A 19,259-nucleotide genomic window follows, 5' to 3' on the forward strand; every position below is an offset into this window, starting at 1 on the left:
GAGACGCCGGGGTTGTCCCATGACCACTGAATCCGCCGAATCCACCGAGGACCCGGACCACTTCCGACACTGGCGCAACGGCCTGTTCCTGCGCCCCGACGGGGGCAACGCCGACGCGCTTGTCGAGCTCATCCGCCGCGCCCTCGCCGAGGCGTTGAGCCATCAGGGCGCGGGCCCCGTGTATCCCCGCCGGGGTCACGCGGATGAGCGCTCGCCGGTGGGTGAAGGACACCTACCGGAAGGCCCTGTCGCCCCGGAGACAGCCCTCGGCCAACTGCGTTGGTGGCTCGCCGGGGCGGTCAAGGTGCATCACCCCTTGTTTGCCAAGAACATCGTTCCGCCGCCGTCGTTCGTCAACCTGGCGGCTCTGTGCGCGGTGTCGTTGTTCATGCCGAACGGCGTCACCGGGGAGGACGCCGGGGATACCCTCTCCGCCGAACTGTCCTGCGCCCGGGCGATGGCGCGGCTGGCGGGGTACGACCCGGATCGGGCGGGGGGCCTGTTCACGTTCGGCGGCACCGCGACCAATCTGTACGCGATCAACGTCGGCATCTCCAAGGCGCAGCCGGACCACGCCGAGCGCGGGATCGAGCCCGGGATCTCCGTCGTGGGCTCCTGGCCGGCCCACTATTCACACAAGTCCGCGTGCGCGTGGCTCGGGATCGGCACCCAGAACTATGTCGCCGCCGCGTCGCTGCCCGACCAGACGACAGACCTGGACTCGATGGAAGCGGCCTGTCGCGATGTGCTGGCGCGCGGACACCGGCTCGCGTGCATCATGGGCGCAGGCGGGACGACCTCCAACATGGCCGTCGACGACTTCACCGAGATCGCCGCGATGCGGGATCGGCTGACCGCCGAGTACCGGTTGGACTACACACCCCATGTGCATGCGGACACGGTCATCGGATGGGCCTATCTCTGCTTCCTCGATTACGACCTGCGCCGCAATTCCCTGGGATTCAGCCCACCCGTGGTGGCCAAGATCGCACGACTTGTGGAACGTCTGCGAACGGTGCGGCACGCCGACTCGTTCGGAACCGACTTCCACAAAACCGGATTCGCGCCGTACACGTCCAGCATGATCGTCATGAGGGACGGGCGGGACTTCTCCCGGCTGCGCCGCGACGGCGGGCTCATGACCCCGCTGTTCCATGACAAGGATGCCTACAACCCCGGGGTCTTCACACTGGAGACGTCGAGGTCGGCCGCCAACATGGTCGCGACCTGGGTCGGCATGCGAGCCCTGGGGAAGCAGGGAATGCGGCGGCTGCTCGGTCACGCGCTCGAGACGGCCGAAGCGCTCCGGCGCCACATCGACGCGCAGGTGGCTCCTGATGTGACGGCCATCAACAGACATTCGTACGGCCCGGATGTGTTCTTGCGCTGTTACCCGCCGGACGATCCGGCCGCTTCCGACGAGGACTTCGGCGACACGAGCTCGGTGCGCCGGATGAACCGGTACACCTCCGACCTGTTCACATGGCTCTCGCGTCACCATGCGCCGGACGCCGAGCAGTTCGCGGTGAGCAAGACCTCGGCGGCGTTCTACACACCGACGGGAGAGCCGGTCGTTGCTCTGCGGGTGTACTCCCTCAATCCGTATTTCTCCGATTCGCACGCCGAAGAGCTGATCGTGCGCCTGCTCAAGGGCAAGCGGCGGTTCGACGCCATGTATCCGGACGCACCGGATTCCAACATGAACGAGGAGGCCCGGTGAATCCACCGTCGATCAGCGAACCTGAAGGGCTGCCGACACGCTTCGCCGCCGCGGACCTCTCCGTCCGTGACTGCGTCGAGTTGACGGCCGGTCTGGCCTCCTACGCCCGCAGCAACGGACTGTCCCGCGTCGAGGTGAGCGGGCCACCGGCGATCAGCGAGCTCATCGAGGAGTTCGGCTGGGACGAGGTGTGCTTCGTCGATGCGCACCAGAAGCCCGCGGTGGACATTGCGGCGGCTCCCCGCACCTGGCGCTGCGGGCAGCGCGGGCTGCGCTGTCTGAGCGACCAGCTCGTCGGCGCGGCGGGAGCCGCCTCTGAGGCGGACACGCCGCCCTCGACGCTCTCCACGGGGTCCGTGCTGTGGTTCGCCCGGCACAATCGTCTCGGCGATGCGCTGGGCATCGTCACCGGCCTGGAGCACTACTGCCGGGACAACGACGTGCCGTCCATTGCTGTCACCGGCTCGCGCGCCCTCGCCGAGGTCGTCGAGGTGTTCGCCTGCGAGCGGGTGACCTGCGTCCCTTCGCCCGACGAGGCGAGCACCGGCGAAGTACTCAGTGGCGACGCGATCTTCGCCCGGTCTTCGTGGAGCATGCCATGGCTCGACCGGCTCAACCACGCCGTCACGGACACCTTCGGCGGGCGTGCCCGCCACGGTGTGCCGCCCTTGCCGCTCCGTCAGGCTCGGGAGCCCGGTCGCCAGGAGAACGTGGTGTACTGCCAGTTCGACGCGCGTTCCAGCACCCCACCACCGCCGCACTCCGTCCGGCGGATCATGAGCCAGTTCGCGGCACACGGCGACGTGCGTGTCCTCGGTGGCCCCGACACCCAGGACTACCTCGGCCACGACCTGACCTACATACGGGCGGAGCTTCCCGAGATGGTCGACCGCCTGCTGTCATGCCGTCTGTTCGTGGGGTGCGACAGCGGCCTCGGTCACCTCGCCGGCTGCCTCGGCGTGCCAGGCCTGATCCTCAGCACCGACGACTTCGAGACGACCTGGTCGTTCTTCCGGGGCTACGCCGCCCTGAGTGTCGTCCCGCTCGCCGCGACCGACCTGCTCCTGTCGTGAACCCTCCGACCGAACGGGCAGTCCTCCGAGCGACCCGCCGTTGCCTGCGCCGAGAAGCGCTGAGCGCGCGCCGCGTCCCGATGGGTCGCAGTCATTTCGTCTTCACGGTGGAGTTGGCATCCGGTGAACACGTGATCGCGCGGATCACGCGGCCCGGCCGTGCGGAGTGCTTCGCGGGGTTCGCCTATTGGCGCCGCCAACTCGCTCGGGTGGGAGTACCCGTTCCCCGCGTGCTGTCCATGGACCTCACCACGACGGTACTGCCCTGGCCGATCATGCTCCTCGAGAAGGCATCGGGGGATGATCTCTGCAACGTCTACGCCGACCTCACGGCCGCTGAGAAGCGCGGCGTCGCCGACGACCTGCTCGATATCAGGGACCGCGTGCGCAGCCTTCCGCCCGGCCCCGGATACGGCGGTGTCGCCAACTACGGCGACCTTCGCTGCCACCCCCACTGGTCGGACGTGCTCCGGGAGTACTTCACCGGCGCGATCGATCAACTCACGCCTTCGCAGCGGCAGAGACCGGCCGTCGGGGAGATCCGCGGGGCCCTCCGCGAACTACGCCCCGAGTTCGATCGCATCGACCCGTTGCCTTGTCTCATCGACGCCACCCACCAGAACGTGCTGGTGCATGAGGGGAGAGTGACGGCGATCGTCGACCTGGACGAGGTCGGATTCGGTGACGCGCTGTACCCGCTGGGCGTCGCTCGCGCAGGCCTCCTCGCCCGCGGACCAGAGGCGGACTGCATCGAGCACGTCGCCGCGCCGCTGTGCGTCGGCCCCGTTCGGCGGCGCGTGTTCGACCTGTACTCAGCGATCGCCTGCCTGAAGATGCTCGCGCCCAGTCCTCTCGGCGTCACCGGCCCGCCCCCGGTCGACAGCCGGATCGCCATACGGCTCCTGACCCTGCTCGACGCCTTCGCCGCCGCCGCAGCCCACGGGGAGTGACACCATGACCGGCGCCGTCTTCGTGAGTCTCGACGACTTCACCCGCGAGGGCTTCACCAACGGACTCTTCCTGCACGTTCGCGAGCTACTGCGACGCGTCACCGCCCGAGGGCACCCGGCCACCCTCGCCTGCATCGCCCAACGCCGGGATCCGGAGATCGAACGCAGGACCAGCACGGTCCAGGGCTGCGCCGTCCAGGAAGTCTTCATCGCTGCTCCGGCGTCAACGAGCGCATATCGGCGGGCGCTTCGAGATCTTCTGGACGAGCTCGACCCGGCCGTGGTCCTGCTCAACTCGTGCGCGGTCCGCCTCGATGAAGCGCATCCGGCCGTGCTGGACGAATGCCTCACGAGCGGCCGACAGGTGGCCGTGCTCGTGACCGACCAGCTGTACCCCACCGGCCACGACCACCCCACCGAAGAGGTCCGGCGCTACTACCGCCTGCTGCGCCAGGCCAGTGTGCACGCGGTCAGCCGAACCATCGCCGACGCACTCCACAGCCAGACGGGCGTGTCGGCGCAGGTGCTCCCCAACCTCCTGCCCGGGCGACGAGTCGGTCCTCCGCCTCCGGAGGCTGAGGACCGGTTCCTGACGTTGATCAACCACCACCCCATCAAGGGCCGCCGCGTCTGGGACGCGCTCATTCGCCAACGTCCCGGCGATGCCTACCTCGTTGTGGAGACCTGGCCCGATGCACCGCCGTACGCGCCGCCCTCGCCCCACGTCCGCGTGGCCCCCTTCACTCCGGACCCCACCACGATCTACCACCGCACCAGGATTCTGCTGGTGCCGTCCCTCGGCCCCGAGGGCCTCCCCCGAGTCGCCCTCGAGGCAATGGAGTCAGGAGTGCCCGTCGTCGCCCACCGCATAGGCAGCCTTCCCGAACTCGGAGACGCGGCGATGTTCGTCACCCCGCCACCGATCGCGGGCCACGAGCTCGACGAGGACACGGTGCTGTATCCGGTGGTCTCTCCGAGCGACATCGAGCGGGCCGCGCGGGAACTCGGCCGGGCGATCGACGCGATCGACCAGGATCCGGCACTCAGGACGCGACTCGTGGCCAGGGGCAGAGCATATGTACGCGACTACCGCGATCACAGCGAAGCCGTCAGCGGCCGACTGCTCGACGCATGGTTCGGAACCGTGTGACCCAGGACGCCCCCGGCGGGCGACGGCCGGCCACTCTCCCCCGCCGCACAACCGCTGACCAGCGCAAACACACCTGTGCGACTGGAGCACTACACTGGCCGCCACACCGACACCAGACTCAAGGAGACACGGGACCGTGACGGCCATCGTCGACGAGTTCCAGTGGCGTGGGCTGATCGCCCAGGCCACTGACGAGGACGCACTGCGCAAGGCTCTCGCGGATGGCCCCATCACGTTCTATTGCGGCTTCGACCCCACCGCGGCCAGCCTGCACGTCGGCCACCTGGTGCAGGTGCTCACCCTTCGCCGACTCCAGCAGGCCGGACACCGACCGCTGGCGCTCGTCGGCGGCGCGACCGGCCACATCGGCGACCCTCGGCCGACGGCCGAGCGCACGCTGAACGATCCGGAGACCATCGCTCAGTGGGTCACCCGGCTGCGCGCGCAGATCGAGCCGTACCTCTCCTTCGAGGGCGACAACGCCGCGACCATGGTCAACAACATGGACTGGACCACGGGCCTGTCCGTGATCGAGTTCCTGCGGGACATCGGTAAGCACTTCCGGGTGAACAAAATGCTCACCAAGGACTCGGTCGCCCAGCGCCTGGCGTCCGACCAGGGCATCAGCTACACCGAGTTCAGCTACCAGCTGCTACAGGCCATGGACTTCCTTCAGCTGTACCGGCGGTACGGCTGCACCCTCCAGACGGGCGGCAGCGACCAGTGGGGCAACCTCACGGCCGGTCTGGATCTCATCCACCGCCTGGAGCCGAACGCCGAGGTACACGCTCTCGCGACACCACTGATGACGAAGGCGGACGGCACCAAGTTCGGCAAGACGGAGACCGGCGCGCTCTGGCTCGACCCGGAGATGACCACGCCGTACGCGTTCTACCAGTTCTGGCTCAACACGGACGACCGGGACATCTCCCGGTACATGCGCATCCTCTCCTTCAAGTCCCGCGAGGAGCTCGAGGAGTTGGAGAAGGTGACCGAGGAGCGGCCACAAGCCCGTACCGCACAGCGCGCGCTCGCCGAGGAGCTGACCACGCTGGTACACGGCGCCGACCAGTGCGCCGCCGTGATCGCCGCGTCGAAGGCCCTGTTCGGGCAGGGTGAGCTTCTCGACCTCGACGAGGCGACGCTGGCCGCCGCGGTCTCCGAGCTCCCGAACGCCACAGTGAGCGAGCTCGGCCAGGTCACCGATCTGTTCGCGGAGGTGGGCCTGGTGGCGAGCAAGTCGGCCGCCCGCCGCGCCGTCAAGGAGGGCGGCGCCTACGTGAACAACGTGAAAGTGACCGCAGAGGACGCGGTGGCCTCGGCCGACGAGCTGTTGCACGGACGCTGGCTGGTGCTGCGCCGCGGCAAGCGAAGCCTGGCGGCGATCGAGGTCACCGGGGCCTGAAGCAGCTCGGTCCAGGCTTCCTCGCGGCGCGCCGGGAGCCAGGGCGTAGCACCCTGGCCGGGACCGGCCTGTGGGGCGGCGGACGAGTCGGCCTCTACGCCGGGTTCTGTCTCCCCGGCGCCTCGCGGCGCCGGGGGAGGCGGCCATCCATCTAGGACCGGTGTCGCCACCGGCCTCGTGCGGTCCACCCGCGGACTCGGGCGGGCAGCCCTCGATCATCCGCGCAGGAGCGCCGGGGCGCTCCCTCTTGACCTTGCTCCGGGTGGGGTTTACCGAGCCGCCCAGGTCACCCTGGGCGCTGGTGGTCTCTTACACCACCGTTTCACCCTTACCGGCCGCGAACGACCGGCGGTCTGCTTTCTGTGGCACTTTCCCGTGGGTCACCCCAGGTAGGCGTTACCTACCACCCTGCCCTGCGGAGCCCGGACGTTCCTCGGCGAGGTCCTTCGGACCCCGACGCGGCCGCCCGGCCGGCTCGTCCGCCGTGCTGTCCATCGTACCCCTGGCCTGCGGCGCGCCGTCCGGCGCCGCCTCGGGGGAGCGGCTCGTGGCCAGGAAGGACCCGCCCAGGATCAGCGCGAACGCCGCCGTGATCGTCCCGCTCAACGGCTCGTTCAGGAAGATCATTCCGGCGCCGACCGCGACCGCGGGGTTGACATAGGTGATCACCATGGCGCGGGATGTGCCCACTTCGCGGATCAGCTCGAAGAACACCAGGAACGCCAGCGCCGTGCAGACCACCCCGAGACCGGCCAACGCCGCGAGCACGCGCCCCGGGGGCGGCTCGGCGGGCCACGTCGCCGCCGCGGGCAGGGCGTAGACGAGCGCGGCGAACGACAGACACCCGGCGGTCAGCGGCAGCGTCGGCACGTCGCGCAGGTACCGCGCGGCGACGAGCGGGCCCGCGGCATAGCCGACGGCGGTGAGCAGCACCTCCGTCACCGACCACGCGTCGCCGCCGCGCAGCTCGGGCGCGGCCAGCACCGCGACGCCGCCCAGGCCCACGCCGAGCCCCGCCCAGCGGCGCGCGCCCAGCCGTTCACGCCCCCCGGTGGCGCGGGCCAGCAGGACGGCGAAGACCGGGACGACCGCGATGAGCAGCCCGGTCATCGAGCTGGACAGGTGTCGCTCGGCGTCGGACAGCAGCCACCAGGGCCCCAGGATCTCCAGCACCGCGAAGGCCAGCAGCGGCCAGGCGTGGCCGCGCAGCCGACGCAGCCCCGCCCAGGCGAACGGGAGCAGCAGCAGCGCGCCGATCGCGGTGCGGGCGAAGACGACCACGGGCACCGAGACGCTGTCGACCGCCACCTTGATCATCAGATACGGGATGCCCCAGATGACGCTCATCAGGGCGAACAGGATCCAGCCTCGTGGTGACATGGCGCGATGGTCACCCGGGCGAACGGCGCATGTCTTGAACGCTGTTGCGGTACGCGCCGGGCGTCACCCCCAGCACGCGGCGGAACCAGCGCGTGAGATGGGCCTGGTCGGCGAAGCCGACGGCCGCCGCGGCCTCGGCGGGGCGGCGCCCGGCGTCAAGGAGCGCGCGGGCGCGCGCCACCCGGTGCTGGGCGAGCCACGCGTAGGGCGGCATGCCCGTGACATCGCGGAACGCGCGGACCAGGTGGAAGCGGGAGAGCCCCAGGTCGGCGGCCAGCTCGGCCAGCGTCGGGGGCGTGCGTATCTGGTCCGCGAGCCGGTCGCGCACGGCGCGCGCGACGCGATCGGCGTGGGGTATCGGGCGGACGGGCCTGGCGCCCGCGTGCCGCACGGCCAACTCCGCCAGCAGGTGCGGCAGCTCGGACTCGGCGCGCAGCGGGTCGTCCCCGCCGGGCCCTTCGGTGACCGCCCGGTGGGCGCGGGCGAGCGCGTGGGCCAGCGCGGGGTCGCGCACCACGGCCTCGGGGAAGTGCGGCACCCCGCCGCCCGCGAGGCCCTCCCCGACGAGCGCGGCGGAGGGGTAGAGCACGCGGTAGGCGTACCCCTGGGGCCCTGCGGCGCCGCCGGTGTGCGACTCGCCGGGCTCGAGCACGACCAGGCCCCCGGGGCCCGCCAGGTGCTGGGCGCCGCGGTAGGCGATGGCCTCGAGGCCGTCGACGCACACGCCGATCGCGAACTCCTCGTGCGCGTGCGGCGCGTACCGCTGGTGGCGGAAGCGCGCGGTCATCAGGTCGAGGGGGCGCGCGTCGGGGCTGAGCGCGACCCGGGTCCAGGTCGCGTGGTCGTCCCCTGGCGCGGGGGCTGTGGTCGTGCGGTCGTCCATGCTCGCAGTGTGCACCCGGGCACTGACAACGTACGCTGCTGCCCGTGCTGGTACTGCTGCCGCCCTCCGAGGGGAAGGCCGAGAAGAGGTCAGGGGCGCCGCTCGACGCCGCGTCGCTTTCGCTGCCCGGGCTGACCCGGGCCCGTGAGCGGGTGCTCGACGAGCTGATCGCCCTGTGTTCGGGGGATCAGGACAAGGCGCGTGAGGTGCTTGGCCTGAGCGAGGGGCAGCGCGGCGAGGTGGCGCGCAACGCCGCGCTGCGGAACGCTCCCGCGCGCCCCGCCGGTGAGGTGTACACCGGCGTGCTCTACGACGCGCTGGCGCTCGGGACGTTGAGTGCGCCAGCGCGTAGGCGGGCGCGCGGCTCGTTGCTGATCTTCTCCGCGCTCTGGGGCGCCGTCCGGATCACCGATCGCGTCCCCGCCTACCGCTGCTCGGCGGGGGTACGGCTGCCGGGCACGGGCCCGTTGACGTCGTTCTGGCGCGCGCCGCTGGCCGAGGCGCTGGCCGACGAGGCGGCCGAGGGCCCGGTGCTCGACCTGCGCTCCACGCCGTATGCCGCGATGTGGCGCCCCGACGCGGAGACCGCGCGCCGCACGGTGACCGTGCGCGTGCTCCAGTCGAGGACCGTCAACGGCGTCGAACGGCGTTCCGTGGTGAGCCACTTCAACAAGGCGACCAAGGGCCGCCTGCTCCGCGCCCTCCTCGAGGCCGGTCCACTGCCCCGCACCCCGGCGAAGCTCAACGCCGCGCTGCGCGACCTGGGCTGGGCGGTCGAGGAGGACCCGGCGCACCCGGGCCGCCTCGACGTGGTCGTCACCGAGGTGTGAACGGCTCGGGCGGCGTGACCTCGAGCGCCCCGCAGCCCACCGCGGGCGCCATCGCCGCGACATAGCCGGGGAGCACGTCGGCGGCGATGGCGCCGTAGGGGCCGCGGTGCTCCACCAGGAGACCGGCCAACGCCGCGGCCAGCACGCCGGGGTACCGGCGTAACACCGCGCCGATCACGCGCCGACCGGCTTCCTGGCGACCAGGCCGTAGAGGTCCACCGGGTCGGGCAGGACCGCGTCGGGGCGCCAGTGGCTCACGGGCCCGACGCCAGGGGGCAGCACGTCGAGCCCGGCGGCGGTCGCGGCGATCTGCTCGGGGGTCCGCACGAGGTAGGGGTGGGCGCCCGAGTCGTTGTACGCCTGCTGCGCGGCGAGCGTCTCGGCCGATGTCACGCCGTCGGCGGTCACCAGACAACTCCCGGGCGCCAGCAGGGACATGTACCCCTGGACGAGCGCGGCGGCCTCGTCAGGGTCAGGCACGTGCCCGAGCGCGCAGACCAGCACCAACGCCACCGGCTCGCGCGGGTCGAGCGCGGCGGCGGCGTGCCCGAGGACGGTCTCGATGTCCCTGAGGTCGGCCTCCACGCAGGTGGCCGTGGTCCCCGCGGCGTGCCGCAGCACGAGCGGGTCGTGGTCCACATGGACGACGCGGCAGTCGGGCGCGTGCCGCCGCGCCACCTCGTCCACGCCGCCCGGCGCGGGCAGCCCGGCGCCCAGGTCGAGGAACTGCCGTATGCCCGCCTCCTTCACCAGGAACGAGACGGCGCGCCCGAGGAACGCCCGCCCCTCCCGCAGCGCGGCCACCGCGCCGGGGAACTCGCGGATCACCTGGTCGCCCATGTGCCGGTCGGCGGGGCCCCAAGCGGTCCCGCCCAGCAGGTAGTTGGTCAACCGCGCGGAATGCGGTGGCGGTTGCTCCGTCATCGAGGCCCCTCCCCCGCCCCCAGGCGCGTCAACGTCGCGGTGCGTGACCGAAGTTACTCGACTTCGCTGTGTGACGCCAGCGGCGGTCGTGACGGCTCAGGACACCGCGGCGTGCCACCACTGCGGAACGGCCGGATCGTGCGCCCCCGCCTCGCGCCAGCCGACGACCCTGCCGCCCTCGAGTGCGACGACATAGCGGCCCCGTTCACCCTCGTCGCCGCACTCCCCGCACGGCTCGGGGCTGCCCGGCACCTCGGCGTAACGGGTGGTGCCCCGGCCACGGCGGAACCGCAGGACCAGCGGGCTGACCTGCCCACAGCCGGAGCACGGCTCGGCCCGTTCGACTTCAAGACGGCGGTAGGGACCCATGCCAAGGCTTGTACGCGCGGAGGGCGTACGCGGGGTGGACCGGACGTTAAGGGAGGGCGTACAGCGGAACGCGTCCTCAGGCCGTCTCGTCGCCCAACGCCAGGGCGCGGTGCACGGGTTGCATGCCCTGGGGCAGGTCGTCGAGGGTGCACCAGCGGGCCTCCAGGATCTCGAACGGGTCGATCTCCAGTGTTCCGCCGGTCAGTTGGGCCTCGAAGGCGACCTCGACGCGCAGGCGGTAGCCGCTCCTGAGCCTCACCAGGCGCCCCGGCTCCACATCGAGCCCGGTCTCCTCGCGCACCTCGCGCACCACCGTCTGCCTGAAGTCCTCACCCTTGACGGCGAATCCGGTGGGGAACCCCCACTGCCGTCCCTCGGGCCACAGTCGGTGCCGCAGCAGCAGCATCCGCCCCTCCCCGTCCCGCACCACGCCGGTGACCCCGACCATGAACGTGGCGTTGGCCAGCCACAGCACCCGCCACTGGACGGACCCCCTGAGCATGCGCCACAGCCGCGCGACAAGTCCCTTCACCGGTGCGGGTCCTTCCTCTTTCAGCGGGTGGTTCAGCCGGGGTCCGGCGGGGGTCCGGCGATGCGGCCCGCCCGGGAGGGGCCGCCATGTCCTGCACGGTGAACGCCCACCCACCGATGACCAGTTGGTCCCCAGACGCACGGTACTCGCGTCGACCTCGACCGCCACGACGGCCCCTGCCCGGGGCAACGACGGCCTCATCCATCCCCCTTCAGAGTGAAAACCAGGCTCTTCCCTGTCGTGGTCCGTTCCGTGCGCCAGTGGGAGGCCAGCAGCCCCAGGAGTTCGAGGCCGCGCCCGTGCTCGGCCAACTCGTCGGCCATCAACGCCACGGGCGCACCCGACCCCTGGTCGTGCACCTCGACCTGCACACTCCCGTCCGCGAGCGACGGCGAGTGGCACAGCACGAAGAAGTCCGAACCCCCCGAGTGGACAACGGCGTTGGTCGCCAGCTCCGAGACCAGCAGTTCCACCGTGCCCGCGTTGATCCACGGGAACGGGGCGTACGCCCGCACCGCTATCCGTCTGGCCTCGGCCACGGCCCGGGGCTCACACCGGTACCGTCCCACGGCGAGAACATGCCCGCGCTCATGCATCACTGCTCCCTCCGATCGCGCACGATCAAGGACTACGCACTGCGTGCGAGCAGCGCCGCAGTGTGTGCGTCACAGTGTGGGTCACGTGACCAGTCACGTGCAAGCATCCCCGGGGAATTCCCTTCTGACGAGGGATGGTTGTGCGCCCGTGCGCGGGCGGGGGCGATACGCTGACGGCAGTGCGGCAAGAGCGCCGAGCGGGAGGGAGAGGCCGTGTCCGTCAGCGTCAACACCAACGCGATCATGGCCATGCAGGCCGTCGGCGAGCACCTCGCGCAGTTGCGCAACGCGGCGGGTCTGCGCCAGGAGGACGCGGCGGAGAAGCTGAACGTCACGCGCTACACGGTCAGCAAGATCGAACGCGGCAAGGCGTTCCCGACCGACGAGCAGTTGAAGACGCTGCTGCGCGCCTACAAGGCCACGACCGAGGAACGCGCCGCGATCCGCGCGATCATCAACCAGGGCCGGTCGTTCGGCCGCGCCTGGTGGGAACAGCCGCGCTTCCGCAAGCTGTTCCAGGGCGACTCGTACCGCTACTTCTACATCGAGGACGCGGCGGAGCGGATTCTCGTCCACTCCGGCACGTATGTGCCGGGCCTCTTGCAGACCCAGGAGTACATCGAGGCCATCGCGGCTTTCGGGCAGGCACACGAAAGCGCCGAGCGCCGGGAGGTGTTCACCGAGGCGAGGCTGAGGCGGCAACACGCCCTGTCGCGACGCCAGTTGATGGCGTTCGACGCCCTGTGTCTCGAGTCGGCCCTCAGGGCGGTGGTCGGCGGTCCCGAGGTGATGCGGAAGCAGCTCGATCACCTCCTGACGGTGATGGAGCGGCCCAACGTCACGCTGCGAGTCATCCCCCACTCCGCAGGGGCTCCCAGCGTCTCGGGCACACCATTCAGCGTCTTCGACTTCCCTGGGGAATCGAACCGACCGGTGGTCTTCCAGGAGAAGGTCACCGGCGAGATGCTGGACGAAGAGCCAGCAGAGGTAAGAAGGGCACGACGAAAGTTCGCCGACCTCGCGGCGCACGCCCTGAGCCCCGAGGGAACCGTCCGCTTCATCGAAGAGATCGAGAAAGACCTGTGATGAACGAGAAGGCCGACCTGTACACCGCCACCCTCGACGGCGAGTGGATCAAGTCCAGCTACAGCAACGGCAACGGCAACGACTGCGTGCGGCTGATGAAGATCGACGGTGGGGTCGCGTTGGACGACTCCAAGTCACCCCACCGCGAACCCCTTCGCTACACCACCGCCGAGCTCGACGCGTTCATCCGGGCCGCGAAAGCGGGCGAGTTCGACCATCTCGTCGAGGGCTGAGGCGACCACACCGGATCCGGAGGGCGCACCCGAGTGGTTCGCTCATGGACCGCGCGGTCAGCCGTCCTGGAACAGCGCCGCCTCCAGGGCGTGAGCGCAGGCGCGCAGCCGTGTCCCGTACTCCGCCGGGGATGCGGGCCCGGGCCTGAGCCGCGTCGGCAGATGGGCGACGCGCCAGATGCGGAAGACCAGGTCCGGTTCCGTGCCGGGGAGCAGCCCGCACGCCACGCGCAGCGCCTCGGCCAGCAGCCGCGCCGTCCGGTCCATCGGCTGTGGGCCGTTCAGCGCGGCGGACACCAGGGCGTGCAGGAAGCGGACCGCCTGGTGGTCCGCGCCCATGCCGACCATCCGCCGGAAGGCGGCGGGGTTTTCGGCATCGGTCGGCAGGGGGTGGTAGGCGGCGGACCACATCACGAGCCACGGCGCCGCGTCGTCGGCCAGGTGCCAGCCCAACTCGTCGAAGAGGGCCATCGTTTCGGGGCCGAAGCCGGTGAGCTCCTGAACGATGGCCAAGAGCCGGTCGAGCTCTCCCCGGCGTGCCGCGGAGAACGCCCCCGCGGAGAACGGCACCCTCCCCCGCGCCGCCGCGGCGCCCACGACCATGACCCCGCCCAGCGCCGCGAACACCTCGCGCGCGAGCAACTCCTCTTCCGCCGCAGACACTTCGTTCCCTTCCGCCCCACTCGTCCCCGGGCCCGCCACCGGCTACCCTGCCGCATCGCACGGTCGCGGGGGGGGCGTGGCGTCACGGGCGTTCCGCGAAATCGGGCACTTGGTCACAGAACCGGGTCAGTCGCGTCTCAGCCGCCCCCGGCCCTTCCTCCGGCTCCTACGCTGCTCGCGTCGTCGGTCCGCCACCATCGGCGGACCCGCCTCAACGCAGCGGAGGGGCATTCCCATGAAGCGCAGCAGAAGCCACAGACTCTGGCCGACCATCGTGCTGGTCGGCGCCCTCACGTTCGCCACCGCCTGTGGTGGCGACGACAGTTCCTCCGACAACGGCTCCGGCTCGGGCAACGGGTCCGGGGCCGGGTCCGGCTCCGATTCCGGGGCGGACTCCGGGTCCGAGGAGAACGCCCTCTGCGGCACCCTCACCGACGAGGAGATCACCGACGCGATCGGTGAACACGAGCCCGGCACCCACGACTACGTCTTCGGCGGCTGCGTGTGGACGGCCTCGGCCGCCGACGCGGACGGGTTCACCGCGTCCATCCACGCCGCACAGCTCCCCGCCGACCAGTACGAGAGCGTGGCCGAGATCGGCGAGCCGATCGACGGCTTCGGCGAGGGCGCCACCTACGACGACATCCATGGCGAGCTGTGGTTCCCGTGCGGCGACGCGTTCTGCGGGATCAAGGCGGGCACCGCCGACAGCGGCCCGCGCCAGGACATCGCCACCCGCCTCGCCCAGTCACTCCGCGATCGCGTCTGATCGCCATCTCCCAGGCCCCGCCCGGCCGTTGGCGTCGCCGCTGCCGGGCGGGGCCGTCGGTCTCGGGGGCTACTTGTCGCCCTCGCCGCCACCGCCGGGCTGGGGGGCGCGGGGGCCTCGGGGGGCATGGGCCCGCCGTCGTGCTTTCCGCCGTCCGCCATCGCCCGGATGGGCAGTGGGCCCCGCAGTGCAGCGCCCAGGACCGCAGGTCGTCGTCCGAGGGACCGGTGGGGCCGTTCTCGATGCGGCTGCACTTGCTCTCGTGCCAGCCCGCCCGAGAGGCGAGTTCACGCGCGGTGAGTCCGGAGTCCTTCCGGATCTCCCGCAGGCGCTTCCCCAGGGCCTCCCGGGCCTGCTGGACACTGGACGACGAGGCCACGGTCAGGAGACGCGGTAGTCCTCGTGTGGAATGGCCCGTTCCCAGACGGCCTCGAACGACGTGGCGCAGAGCTTGGCCGCCTCGGGGTCGGTGACCAGCTCCTTACCGGCTGAGTTGCCGTCGCCGTCGAAGTGGTTCCAGAGCACGGTGGTGCCGTCGAACAGCCAGAAGTCATTGCCCGGCAGCGCCAACAGGGAGGCGTCGCGGCGCGGCAGCCAGCGAACGGCCTCGCCCGCCCGGATGTTGTTCTCCGGCGTCACGTCGTACTCGTAGCGGATGTATGACGAGACCGGCTCGGACACGATGCGCGCTCGGCGAACGTCCACCCCGCGGGCCACTCCTTCGGCGATGAGGGCGATCCACGACGCCCAGCGCTCCGCCACGTCGAACCGTTCGCCCGAGGTCCATGCCTGGTAGTCCTCGTTCAGCGCGTACCCGTCCCGCATCTCCAGATGGAACGCGCTGTGCTTCGCCTCACGGAAGAGCTGCTCAAACGGCTCCTGAGCCATGGGCCTTCACCTCCGGGAAGAACCGCATCATACGCCGGGGGAACTCGATCACCGTCTCATGCGCCGGGATGTCGAGCTGCGCCAAGCGGTCGGGGTCCGTCACCCGCCATCCTTGCAGGACGTAGTGCCCGGTCTCGTCATCCAGGTAGACCGTCGGGGAGTTGTCGTTCGGGCTCTCGGGGTCCCTGCCCAGTCGGTGTAACGCCATGGGGTGCTCCCGTCTCTCTCGGTGTCCGTCGATCGGCATGAAGAATCCTGCGCCGTCACGCACCGCGCAGGCCAGCGACGTGCGGGAACTTCTACGCGGCTTGTCGTAAGCGCCCCGAGCGGCCGGGGAACGTGGTAGGGCCGCCGCACACGCTCCGCATCGCGGCGCGGTCGGGTCCGCATCGAAGGAAGGGCGACCCTGGACGTACTGGCAGGCGGGCGGCTCGGGGCGCGGGATGCGGGCGTTGCACGTGCTCGTGCCGCACGGCGGTCGGCAGGACGAGCTGGTACGGGTGCACCCCGGCGAGGAGTGGCTGCATGTCGTCAAGGGGCGGCTGCGGCTGACCCTCGGGGACGCGGAGCATGTGCTCGACCCGGGCGACAGCGCGCACTTCGACTCCCTCACCCCGCACCGGATCGGCGCGTTGACGCACCCGGGCGCGGAGATGCTGTTCGTCCACACCCTGCTCTCCACACCCTGCTCCAGGCCGCCACCGCGGATCTGTGCCTCGGCTCCGCCCGGCACTGAACACGCGCGGCACTGAACGCGCGCCGCACCCCGAACGGACAAGGAGGGCGCCCATGTCGGCGCACCAGCCCCGCCCCGAGCCCCCGCACCGGCCCACCCCCCGCCGCCGCGACCGCATCCCGCAGGGGCTGTGGATCCGCGTGCTGCTCCACGGGATCGCGGGGCACCTGGTGGCGGCGTTCCTGATCTTCCTGTTCTCGCTGGGCGCCGACAACCCGTAGCGAAAGGGGGGGTGGGCGCGGCAACCTCACGCGTTCACGCGGCAACTGGCGGGTGACCACGCCTCGTTCCGTTGTCACCCCGCGAACGAAGGAGACGCCATGTCCCCCCGCCGCCGCCGTCGCACCCTCCTGTCCGCGGCGACGGCTTCCTGATGAAGGCGGGCTCGGCGACGCGGATCACCGGGTTCGACGCCTGGATGGACCGCGACTTCTGGCGCCATCTCAAGGACCGCTACGGCCTGTGAGCAGGGCAAGGGCCTCGGCCGCGCAGCCCCACGAGACGGTGACGCCACAGCCGCCGTGGCCGTAACTGTGCACGCACACCACCCCGTTGGGCAGCGTCTCGCGCTCGAGCCTGACGCGCGGGCGCCAGGGGCGCAGCCCGACGCGGTGGGTGAGGACGCGCGCGGTGGCGAGGGCGGGGTGCGCCGCGGCGCAGCGCCGGAGGATCCGTTCGGCGACGCGCGGGTCGGGTGTGGTGTCCCAGCGGTCGCGGTGGGCGGTGCCGCCCAGGATCACGGTGTCGCGCTGCGGCAGCACATAGACGATCTCCTCGCCGCCCTCACCGTCCTCGCCCGAGACGTCGACGAACCACCGTTCGATGCCGGGGTTCGCCACCCGCAGCACATGGCCGCGCACCGGGCGCAGCGCGTCGTCGGGCACGAGGTCACGGGCGCCGAGCCCCGTGCAGTTGACCAACGCACCGGCCTGGTCGCCGAGTTGGGCGAGGGAGCCGACGGTACGCCGCTCGATCCGGCCGCCCGCGGCGGCGAGGCGGTCGGTCAAGTACCCCAGGTAGCGCGGCATGTCGAGGAGCGGCAGCCTGGCCCGGTGGCCCGAGCGGTAGCCGGGCGGCAGGTCGGCCGGGGCGGCGGGGCTCACCAGACCCGGCACCTCGGCCGACCACCACGGCGGCGGCGCGTCGGCGGAACGGTGCGCCTCGACGCCGTCGACCAGCCGCACCCCGGTCTCCCCTTCGCGCTCGGCGAGTTGGGCCAGCACGGGCAGCCCCTCGTACGCCCACCGCGCCAGACGCTCCCTCGGCTCGGCGAGAAACGGCTCCCACAGCGCCCCGGCGAGGGCCGAGGTGGTCGCGGCGGGCGGCTCACGGGTGAGAACGCGGACGGCGTACCCGGCCTCGGCGACCACGATCGCCGTGGTGAGGCCGATGACGCCCGCGCCGACCACGACGACGGGCTCCCCTCCCCGGGTCGCCAACTCCCCCTTCACCACTTGTAGTCGAGGAACTTGCCGTCGAACGTGACGACGACGCGGTCGCCTTCGGGGTCGGGGCGGCGGGAGATGTCCACCCGGAAGTTGATGGCGCTCATGATCCCGTCGCCGAACTCCTCGTGGATCAACGCCTTCAGAGCCGGTCCGTAGACGGCGAGCGCCTCGGTGAAGCGGTAGATCGTGGGGTCGGCCATCGGCGCGGGGTCGGTGCCGCGGGAGGGCTGGAGCTGGAGGCTCTCGACGACGGACGCGTCCAGCTCGAGCAACGCGCAGACGCGCGTGGCCTGTTCCTTGGTCATCGGGTGCTGGCCGAGGAGCGCGGCCGTCGCCCACACGACGGGCGCGTCGATCTCCTCGGCCAGCTTCGCCCAGGACAGGCCGCGGCGTATGCGGGCGGCGACGACGAGGTCGGCGGCGGCTTGCTTGCTCAGGATGGGGGTCATGCCCCAGCTGTTCCCCCGAGGTGCCCGTCTCGACACGCCGCCGCACCGGGCCCGTTGACCCCTACCGCAGGTGCCCCGTGTCGTTGAAGCGGCGGACGCTGGCGTTGCCGTCGGCGTAGTAGGCGACCTCGGTCAGGGCGGCGGGGGACAGCTCCATGCGGAACATCGCGCGGGGCGGGGCGTCAAGTGCCAGGCGGAGCAGGGTCTTCACGGGGGTGACATGGGTGACCACCAGGACTGTCCTGCCCGGGTGGCGGGCGAGGGTCTTGTCGCGGGCGACCGCGACGCGGCGCGCCACCGCGGTGAAGCTCTCGCCGCCGCCCGGGGGTTCGGCGTCGGGGGAGGCGAGCCACGCCTCGAGCGCGTCGGGGTGGCGCTCCCTCGCCTCGGCGAACGTCAGGCCCTCGAACGCGCCGAAGTCCGTTTCGCGGAAGCCCTCTTCATACCTGATGTCCAGGCCGAGGCGGGCGGCGACGGGCTCGGCGGTCTGGCGGCAGCGCACCAGGGGCGAGCTGATCACGGCGTCCACCTCGGGCAGCGCGGCCGCCGCGGCCGCCGCCTGGGCGCGGCCCACGTCGGACAGCTCGGGGTCCGAACCGCCGCTGCCGGAGAAGACCTTGCGCGGCGTCAGGTCGGTCTCGCCGTGCCGCAGCAGCAGGAACGTCGTGGGCGTCCCGGCCGACGGGCCCCAGCCCACGGCGGGGGGCTTGGCCGGGGCGGGCTCGGCCGCGCGCTCGCGCGGGCGCCAGCGCTCGCCCCGACGGCCCGCGTCCATCGCCTCGTTGGCGAGCCGGTCGGCGTCCTTGTTCCGCTCGCGCGGGATCCACTCATAGCGCACGGCGCCCGGCGGGAAGACGCCCTGCGCCTCCGCCGCGAGCGGCCGCATGTCCGGGTGCTTGATCTTCCAGCGGCCCGACATCTGCTCGACGACCAGCTTGGAGTCCATCCGCACCTGGACCGTTGCCGAGGGGTCGAGCGCGAACGCCGACCGCAGCCCGGCGATCAGGCCGCGGTACTCGGCGACGTTGTTGGTCGCGGTGCCGATGTACTCGGCGGTCTCGGAGAGCAGCTCGCCGGTGGTCGCGTCGCGGACCACGGCACCGTAGCCCGCGGGCCCCGGATTCCCCCGGGAGCCGCCGTCGGCCTCGATGATGAAGCGGGTCATCACGGGGTCG

The 19,259-nt window shown here is 71.4% G+C and carries 24 protein-coding genes, 1 other RNA gene and 2 pseudogenes; 12 read left to right on the top strand and 15 right to left on the bottom strand.

Features of this window, described 5'->3' with window-relative positions; translation table 11 throughout:
- The first annotated feature begins 19 nt into the window (after positions 1 to 19).
- From D7318_RS06170 to tyrS, 5 genes are all read left to right on the top strand, one after another.
- Positions 20 to 1,720, top strand: a complete 1,701-nt coding sequence (locus D7318_RS06170; protein ID WP_120695850.1) for a pyridoxal phosphate-dependent decarboxylase family protein — start codon at positions 20 to 22, stop codon at positions 1,718 to 1,720.
- Positions 1,717 to 2,793: a glycosyltransferase family 9 protein gene (locus tag D7318_RS06175; RefSeq protein WP_183091280.1), complete on the top strand. Its 1,077-nt coding sequence runs from the start codon at positions 1,717 to 1,719 to the stop codon at positions 2,791 to 2,793. The genes D7318_RS06170 and D7318_RS06175 overlap by 4 nt, the downstream gene beginning before the upstream one ends.
- Entirely contained in the window at positions 2,790 to 3,743 is a 954-nt protein-coding gene (locus D7318_RS06180; RefSeq protein WP_183091279.1) for a phosphotransferase family protein, read from the top strand. Before D7318_RS06175 ends, D7318_RS06180 begins: the two co-directional genes overlap by 4 nt.
- Before the next feature lie 4 nt (positions 3,744 to 3,747).
- Positions 3,748 to 4,893, top strand: coding sequence for a glycosyltransferase family 4 protein (locus D7318_RS06185; RefSeq protein WP_220729521.1), 1,146 nt, complete (start codon positions 3,748 to 3,750; stop codon positions 4,891 to 4,893).
- A gap of 136 nt (positions 4,894 to 5,029) precedes the next feature.
- Positions 5,030 to 6,298, top strand: coding sequence for a tyrosine--tRNA ligase (tyrS, locus tag D7318_RS06190; RefSeq protein ID WP_120695853.1), 1,269 nt, complete (start codon positions 5,030 to 5,032; stop codon positions 6,296 to 6,298).
- Between the two features lie 79 nt (positions 6,299 to 6,377).
- On the opposite strand, the gene rnpB is transcribed toward tyrS, so the two are convergent.
- Positions 6,378 to 6,776, bottom strand: an RNA gene (gene rnpB, locus D7318_RS06195) — RNase P RNA component class A.
- Positions 6,777 to 6,782: 6 nt separating this feature from the next.
- Between rnpB and D7318_RS33700 the strand changes: the two genes are divergently transcribed.
- Entirely contained in the window at positions 6,783 to 6,959 is a 177-nt protein-coding gene (locus tag D7318_RS33700; RefSeq protein WP_230423423.1) for a hypothetical protein, read from the top strand.
- On the opposite strand, the pseudogene D7318_RS06200 reads toward D7318_RS33700, so the two are convergent.
- Positions 6,908 to 7,678, bottom strand: a pseudogene (locus D7318_RS06200) (DMT family transporter); the annotation flags it as partial. The gene D7318_RS33700 and the pseudogene D7318_RS06200 overlap by 52 nt on opposite strands.
- 10 nt (positions 7,679 to 7,688) lie before the next feature.
- A complete protein-coding gene (locus D7318_RS06205; protein WP_120695854.1) occupies positions 7,689 to 8,561 on the bottom strand; it encodes a helix-turn-helix transcriptional regulator in 873 nt (290 codons plus the stop codon).
- 44 nt (positions 8,562 to 8,605) lie between these two features.
- On the opposite strand from D7318_RS06205, the gene yaaA reads away from it, so the two are divergent.
- Positions 8,606 to 9,391 (top strand): peroxide stress protein YaaA, encoded by a 786-nt coding sequence (yaaA, locus tag D7318_RS06210; protein WP_120695855.1) that lies wholly within the window; start codon positions 8,606 to 8,608, stop codon positions 9,389 to 9,391.
- On the opposite strand, the gene D7318_RS06215 is transcribed toward yaaA, so the two are convergent.
- From D7318_RS06215 to D7318_RS06235, 5 genes are all read right to left on the bottom strand, one after another.
- Positions 9,378 to 9,569 (bottom strand): hypothetical protein, encoded by a 192-nt coding sequence (locus tag D7318_RS06215; RefSeq protein ID WP_120695856.1) that lies wholly within the window; start codon positions 9,567 to 9,569, stop codon positions 9,378 to 9,380. The two genes, yaaA and D7318_RS06215, sit on opposite strands and share 14 nt — an antisense overlap.
- Complete coding sequence (locus D7318_RS06220) at positions 9,566 to 10,315, bottom strand: SAM-dependent methyltransferase (protein WP_120695857.1); 750 nt, start codon at positions 10,313 to 10,315, stop codon at positions 9,566 to 9,568. Before D7318_RS06220 ends, D7318_RS06215 begins: the two co-directional genes overlap by 4 nt.
- A 96-nt stretch (positions 10,316 to 10,411) precedes the next feature.
- Positions 10,412 to 10,684, bottom strand: a complete 273-nt coding sequence (locus D7318_RS06225; protein WP_120695858.1) for a hypothetical protein — start codon at positions 10,682 to 10,684, stop codon at positions 10,412 to 10,414.
- A gap of 76 nt (positions 10,685 to 10,760) precedes the next feature.
- Positions 10,761 to 11,216 carry an NUDIX hydrolase gene (locus tag D7318_RS06230; protein ID WP_230423424.1) on the bottom strand — a complete coding sequence of 152 codons (456 nt, stop codon included), beginning with the start codon at positions 11,214 to 11,216 and terminating at the stop codon, positions 10,761 to 10,763.
- Positions 11,217 to 11,413: 197 nt separating this feature from the next.
- Positions 11,414 to 11,755 carry an ATP-binding protein gene (locus D7318_RS06235; protein WP_230423425.1) on the bottom strand — a complete coding sequence of 114 codons (342 nt, stop codon included), beginning with the start codon at positions 11,753 to 11,755 and terminating at the stop codon, positions 11,414 to 11,416.
- A gap of 300 nt (positions 11,756 to 12,055) precedes the next feature.
- On the opposite strand from D7318_RS06235, the gene D7318_RS06240 reads away from it, so the two are divergent.
- Both D7318_RS06240 and D7318_RS06245 read left to right on the top strand, forming a co-directional pair.
- Positions 12,056 to 12,898 carry a helix-turn-helix domain-containing protein gene (locus D7318_RS06240; RefSeq protein ID WP_230423430.1) on the top strand — a complete coding sequence of 281 codons (843 nt, stop codon included), beginning with the start codon at positions 12,056 to 12,058 and terminating at the stop codon, positions 12,896 to 12,898.
- On the top strand, positions 12,898 to 13,131 hold the full coding sequence (locus tag D7318_RS06245; RefSeq protein WP_120695861.1) for a DUF397 domain-containing protein: 234 nt from the start codon (positions 12,898 to 12,900) through the stop codon (positions 13,129 to 13,131). The genes D7318_RS06240 and D7318_RS06245 overlap by 1 nt, the downstream gene beginning before the upstream one ends.
- Before the next feature lie 57 nt (positions 13,132 to 13,188).
- Here the strand turns inward: D7318_RS06245 and D7318_RS06250 are convergent, their stop codons facing one another.
- Positions 13,189 to 13,794, bottom strand: a complete 606-nt coding sequence (locus D7318_RS06250) for a hypothetical protein (RefSeq protein ID WP_147437630.1) — start codon at positions 13,792 to 13,794, stop codon at positions 13,189 to 13,191.
- A 235-nt stretch (positions 13,795 to 14,029) separates the two neighbouring features.
- Here D7318_RS06250 and D7318_RS06255 point away from each other — a divergent pair, with 235 nt between their 5' ends.
- The gene (locus D7318_RS06255; protein ID WP_120695863.1) at positions 14,030 to 14,563 is read left to right on the top strand and encodes a hypothetical protein; all 534 of its coding nucleotides are present in this window, start codon (positions 14,030 to 14,032) and stop codon (positions 14,561 to 14,563) included.
- On the opposite strand, the gene D7318_RS34880 is transcribed toward D7318_RS06255, so the two are convergent.
- From D7318_RS34880 to D7318_RS06270, 3 genes are read right to left on the bottom strand one after another with little or no spacing between them, the layout of a single operon-like run.
- On the bottom strand, positions 14,484 to 14,942 hold the full coding sequence (locus D7318_RS34880; protein ID WP_408055449.1) for a helix-turn-helix domain-containing protein: 459 nt from the start codon (positions 14,940 to 14,942) through the stop codon (positions 14,484 to 14,486). The two genes, D7318_RS06255 and D7318_RS34880, sit on opposite strands and share 80 nt — an antisense overlap.
- Before the next feature lie 2 nt (positions 14,943 to 14,944).
- Positions 14,945 to 15,451, bottom strand: coding sequence for a DUF6879 family protein (locus D7318_RS06265; protein ID WP_120695864.1), 507 nt, complete (start codon positions 15,449 to 15,451; stop codon positions 14,945 to 14,947).
- Positions 15,432 to 15,659: a hypothetical protein gene (locus tag D7318_RS06270; RefSeq protein ID WP_120696088.1), complete on the bottom strand. Its 228-nt coding sequence runs from the start codon at positions 15,657 to 15,659 to the stop codon at positions 15,432 to 15,434. The genes D7318_RS06265 and D7318_RS06270 overlap by 20 nt, the downstream gene beginning before the upstream one ends.
- A gap of 124 nt (positions 15,660 to 15,783) precedes the next feature.
- On the opposite strand from D7318_RS06270, the pseudogene D7318_RS06275 reads away from it, so the two are divergent.
- Together D7318_RS06275 and D7318_RS32680 are read left to right on the top strand one after the other, a co-directional pair.
- Positions 15,784 to 16,203 (top strand): annotated as a pseudogene (locus D7318_RS06275) (cupin domain-containing protein); the annotation flags it as partial.
- Positions 16,204 to 16,240: 37 nt separating this feature from the next.
- Complete coding sequence (locus tag D7318_RS32680) at positions 16,241 to 16,408, top strand: DUF6126 family protein (protein WP_183091278.1); 168 nt, start codon at positions 16,241 to 16,243, stop codon at positions 16,406 to 16,408.
- 222 nt (positions 16,409 to 16,630) lie between these two features.
- Here the strand turns inward: D7318_RS32680 and D7318_RS06280 are convergent, their stop codons facing one another.
- The 3 genes from D7318_RS06280 to D7318_RS06290 form a co-directional block, all read right to left on the bottom strand.
- Positions 16,631 to 17,638 (bottom strand): FAD-dependent oxidoreductase, encoded by a 1,008-nt coding sequence (locus D7318_RS06280; RefSeq protein WP_230423432.1) that lies wholly within the window; start codon positions 17,636 to 17,638, stop codon positions 16,631 to 16,633.
- Positions 17,635 to 18,084 carry a cyanase gene (gene cynS / locus D7318_RS06285; RefSeq protein WP_120695865.1) on the bottom strand — a complete coding sequence of 150 codons (450 nt, stop codon included), beginning with the start codon at positions 18,082 to 18,084 and terminating at the stop codon, positions 17,635 to 17,637. The genes D7318_RS06280 and cynS overlap by 4 nt, the downstream gene beginning before the upstream one ends.
- 61 nt (positions 18,085 to 18,145) lie before the next feature.
- Positions 18,146 to 19,249: a bifunctional RNase H/acid phosphatase gene (locus D7318_RS06290; RefSeq protein ID WP_120695866.1), complete on the bottom strand. Its 1,104-nt coding sequence runs from the start codon at positions 19,247 to 19,249 to the stop codon at positions 18,146 to 18,148.
- Between the last annotated feature and the right edge of the window lie 10 nt (positions 19,250 to 19,259).

It is taken from the genome of Streptomyces radicis (genome assembly GCF_003626575.1).
GTDB lineage: Bacteria > Actinomycetota > Actinomycetes > Streptomycetales > Streptomycetaceae > Streptomyces > Streptomyces radicis.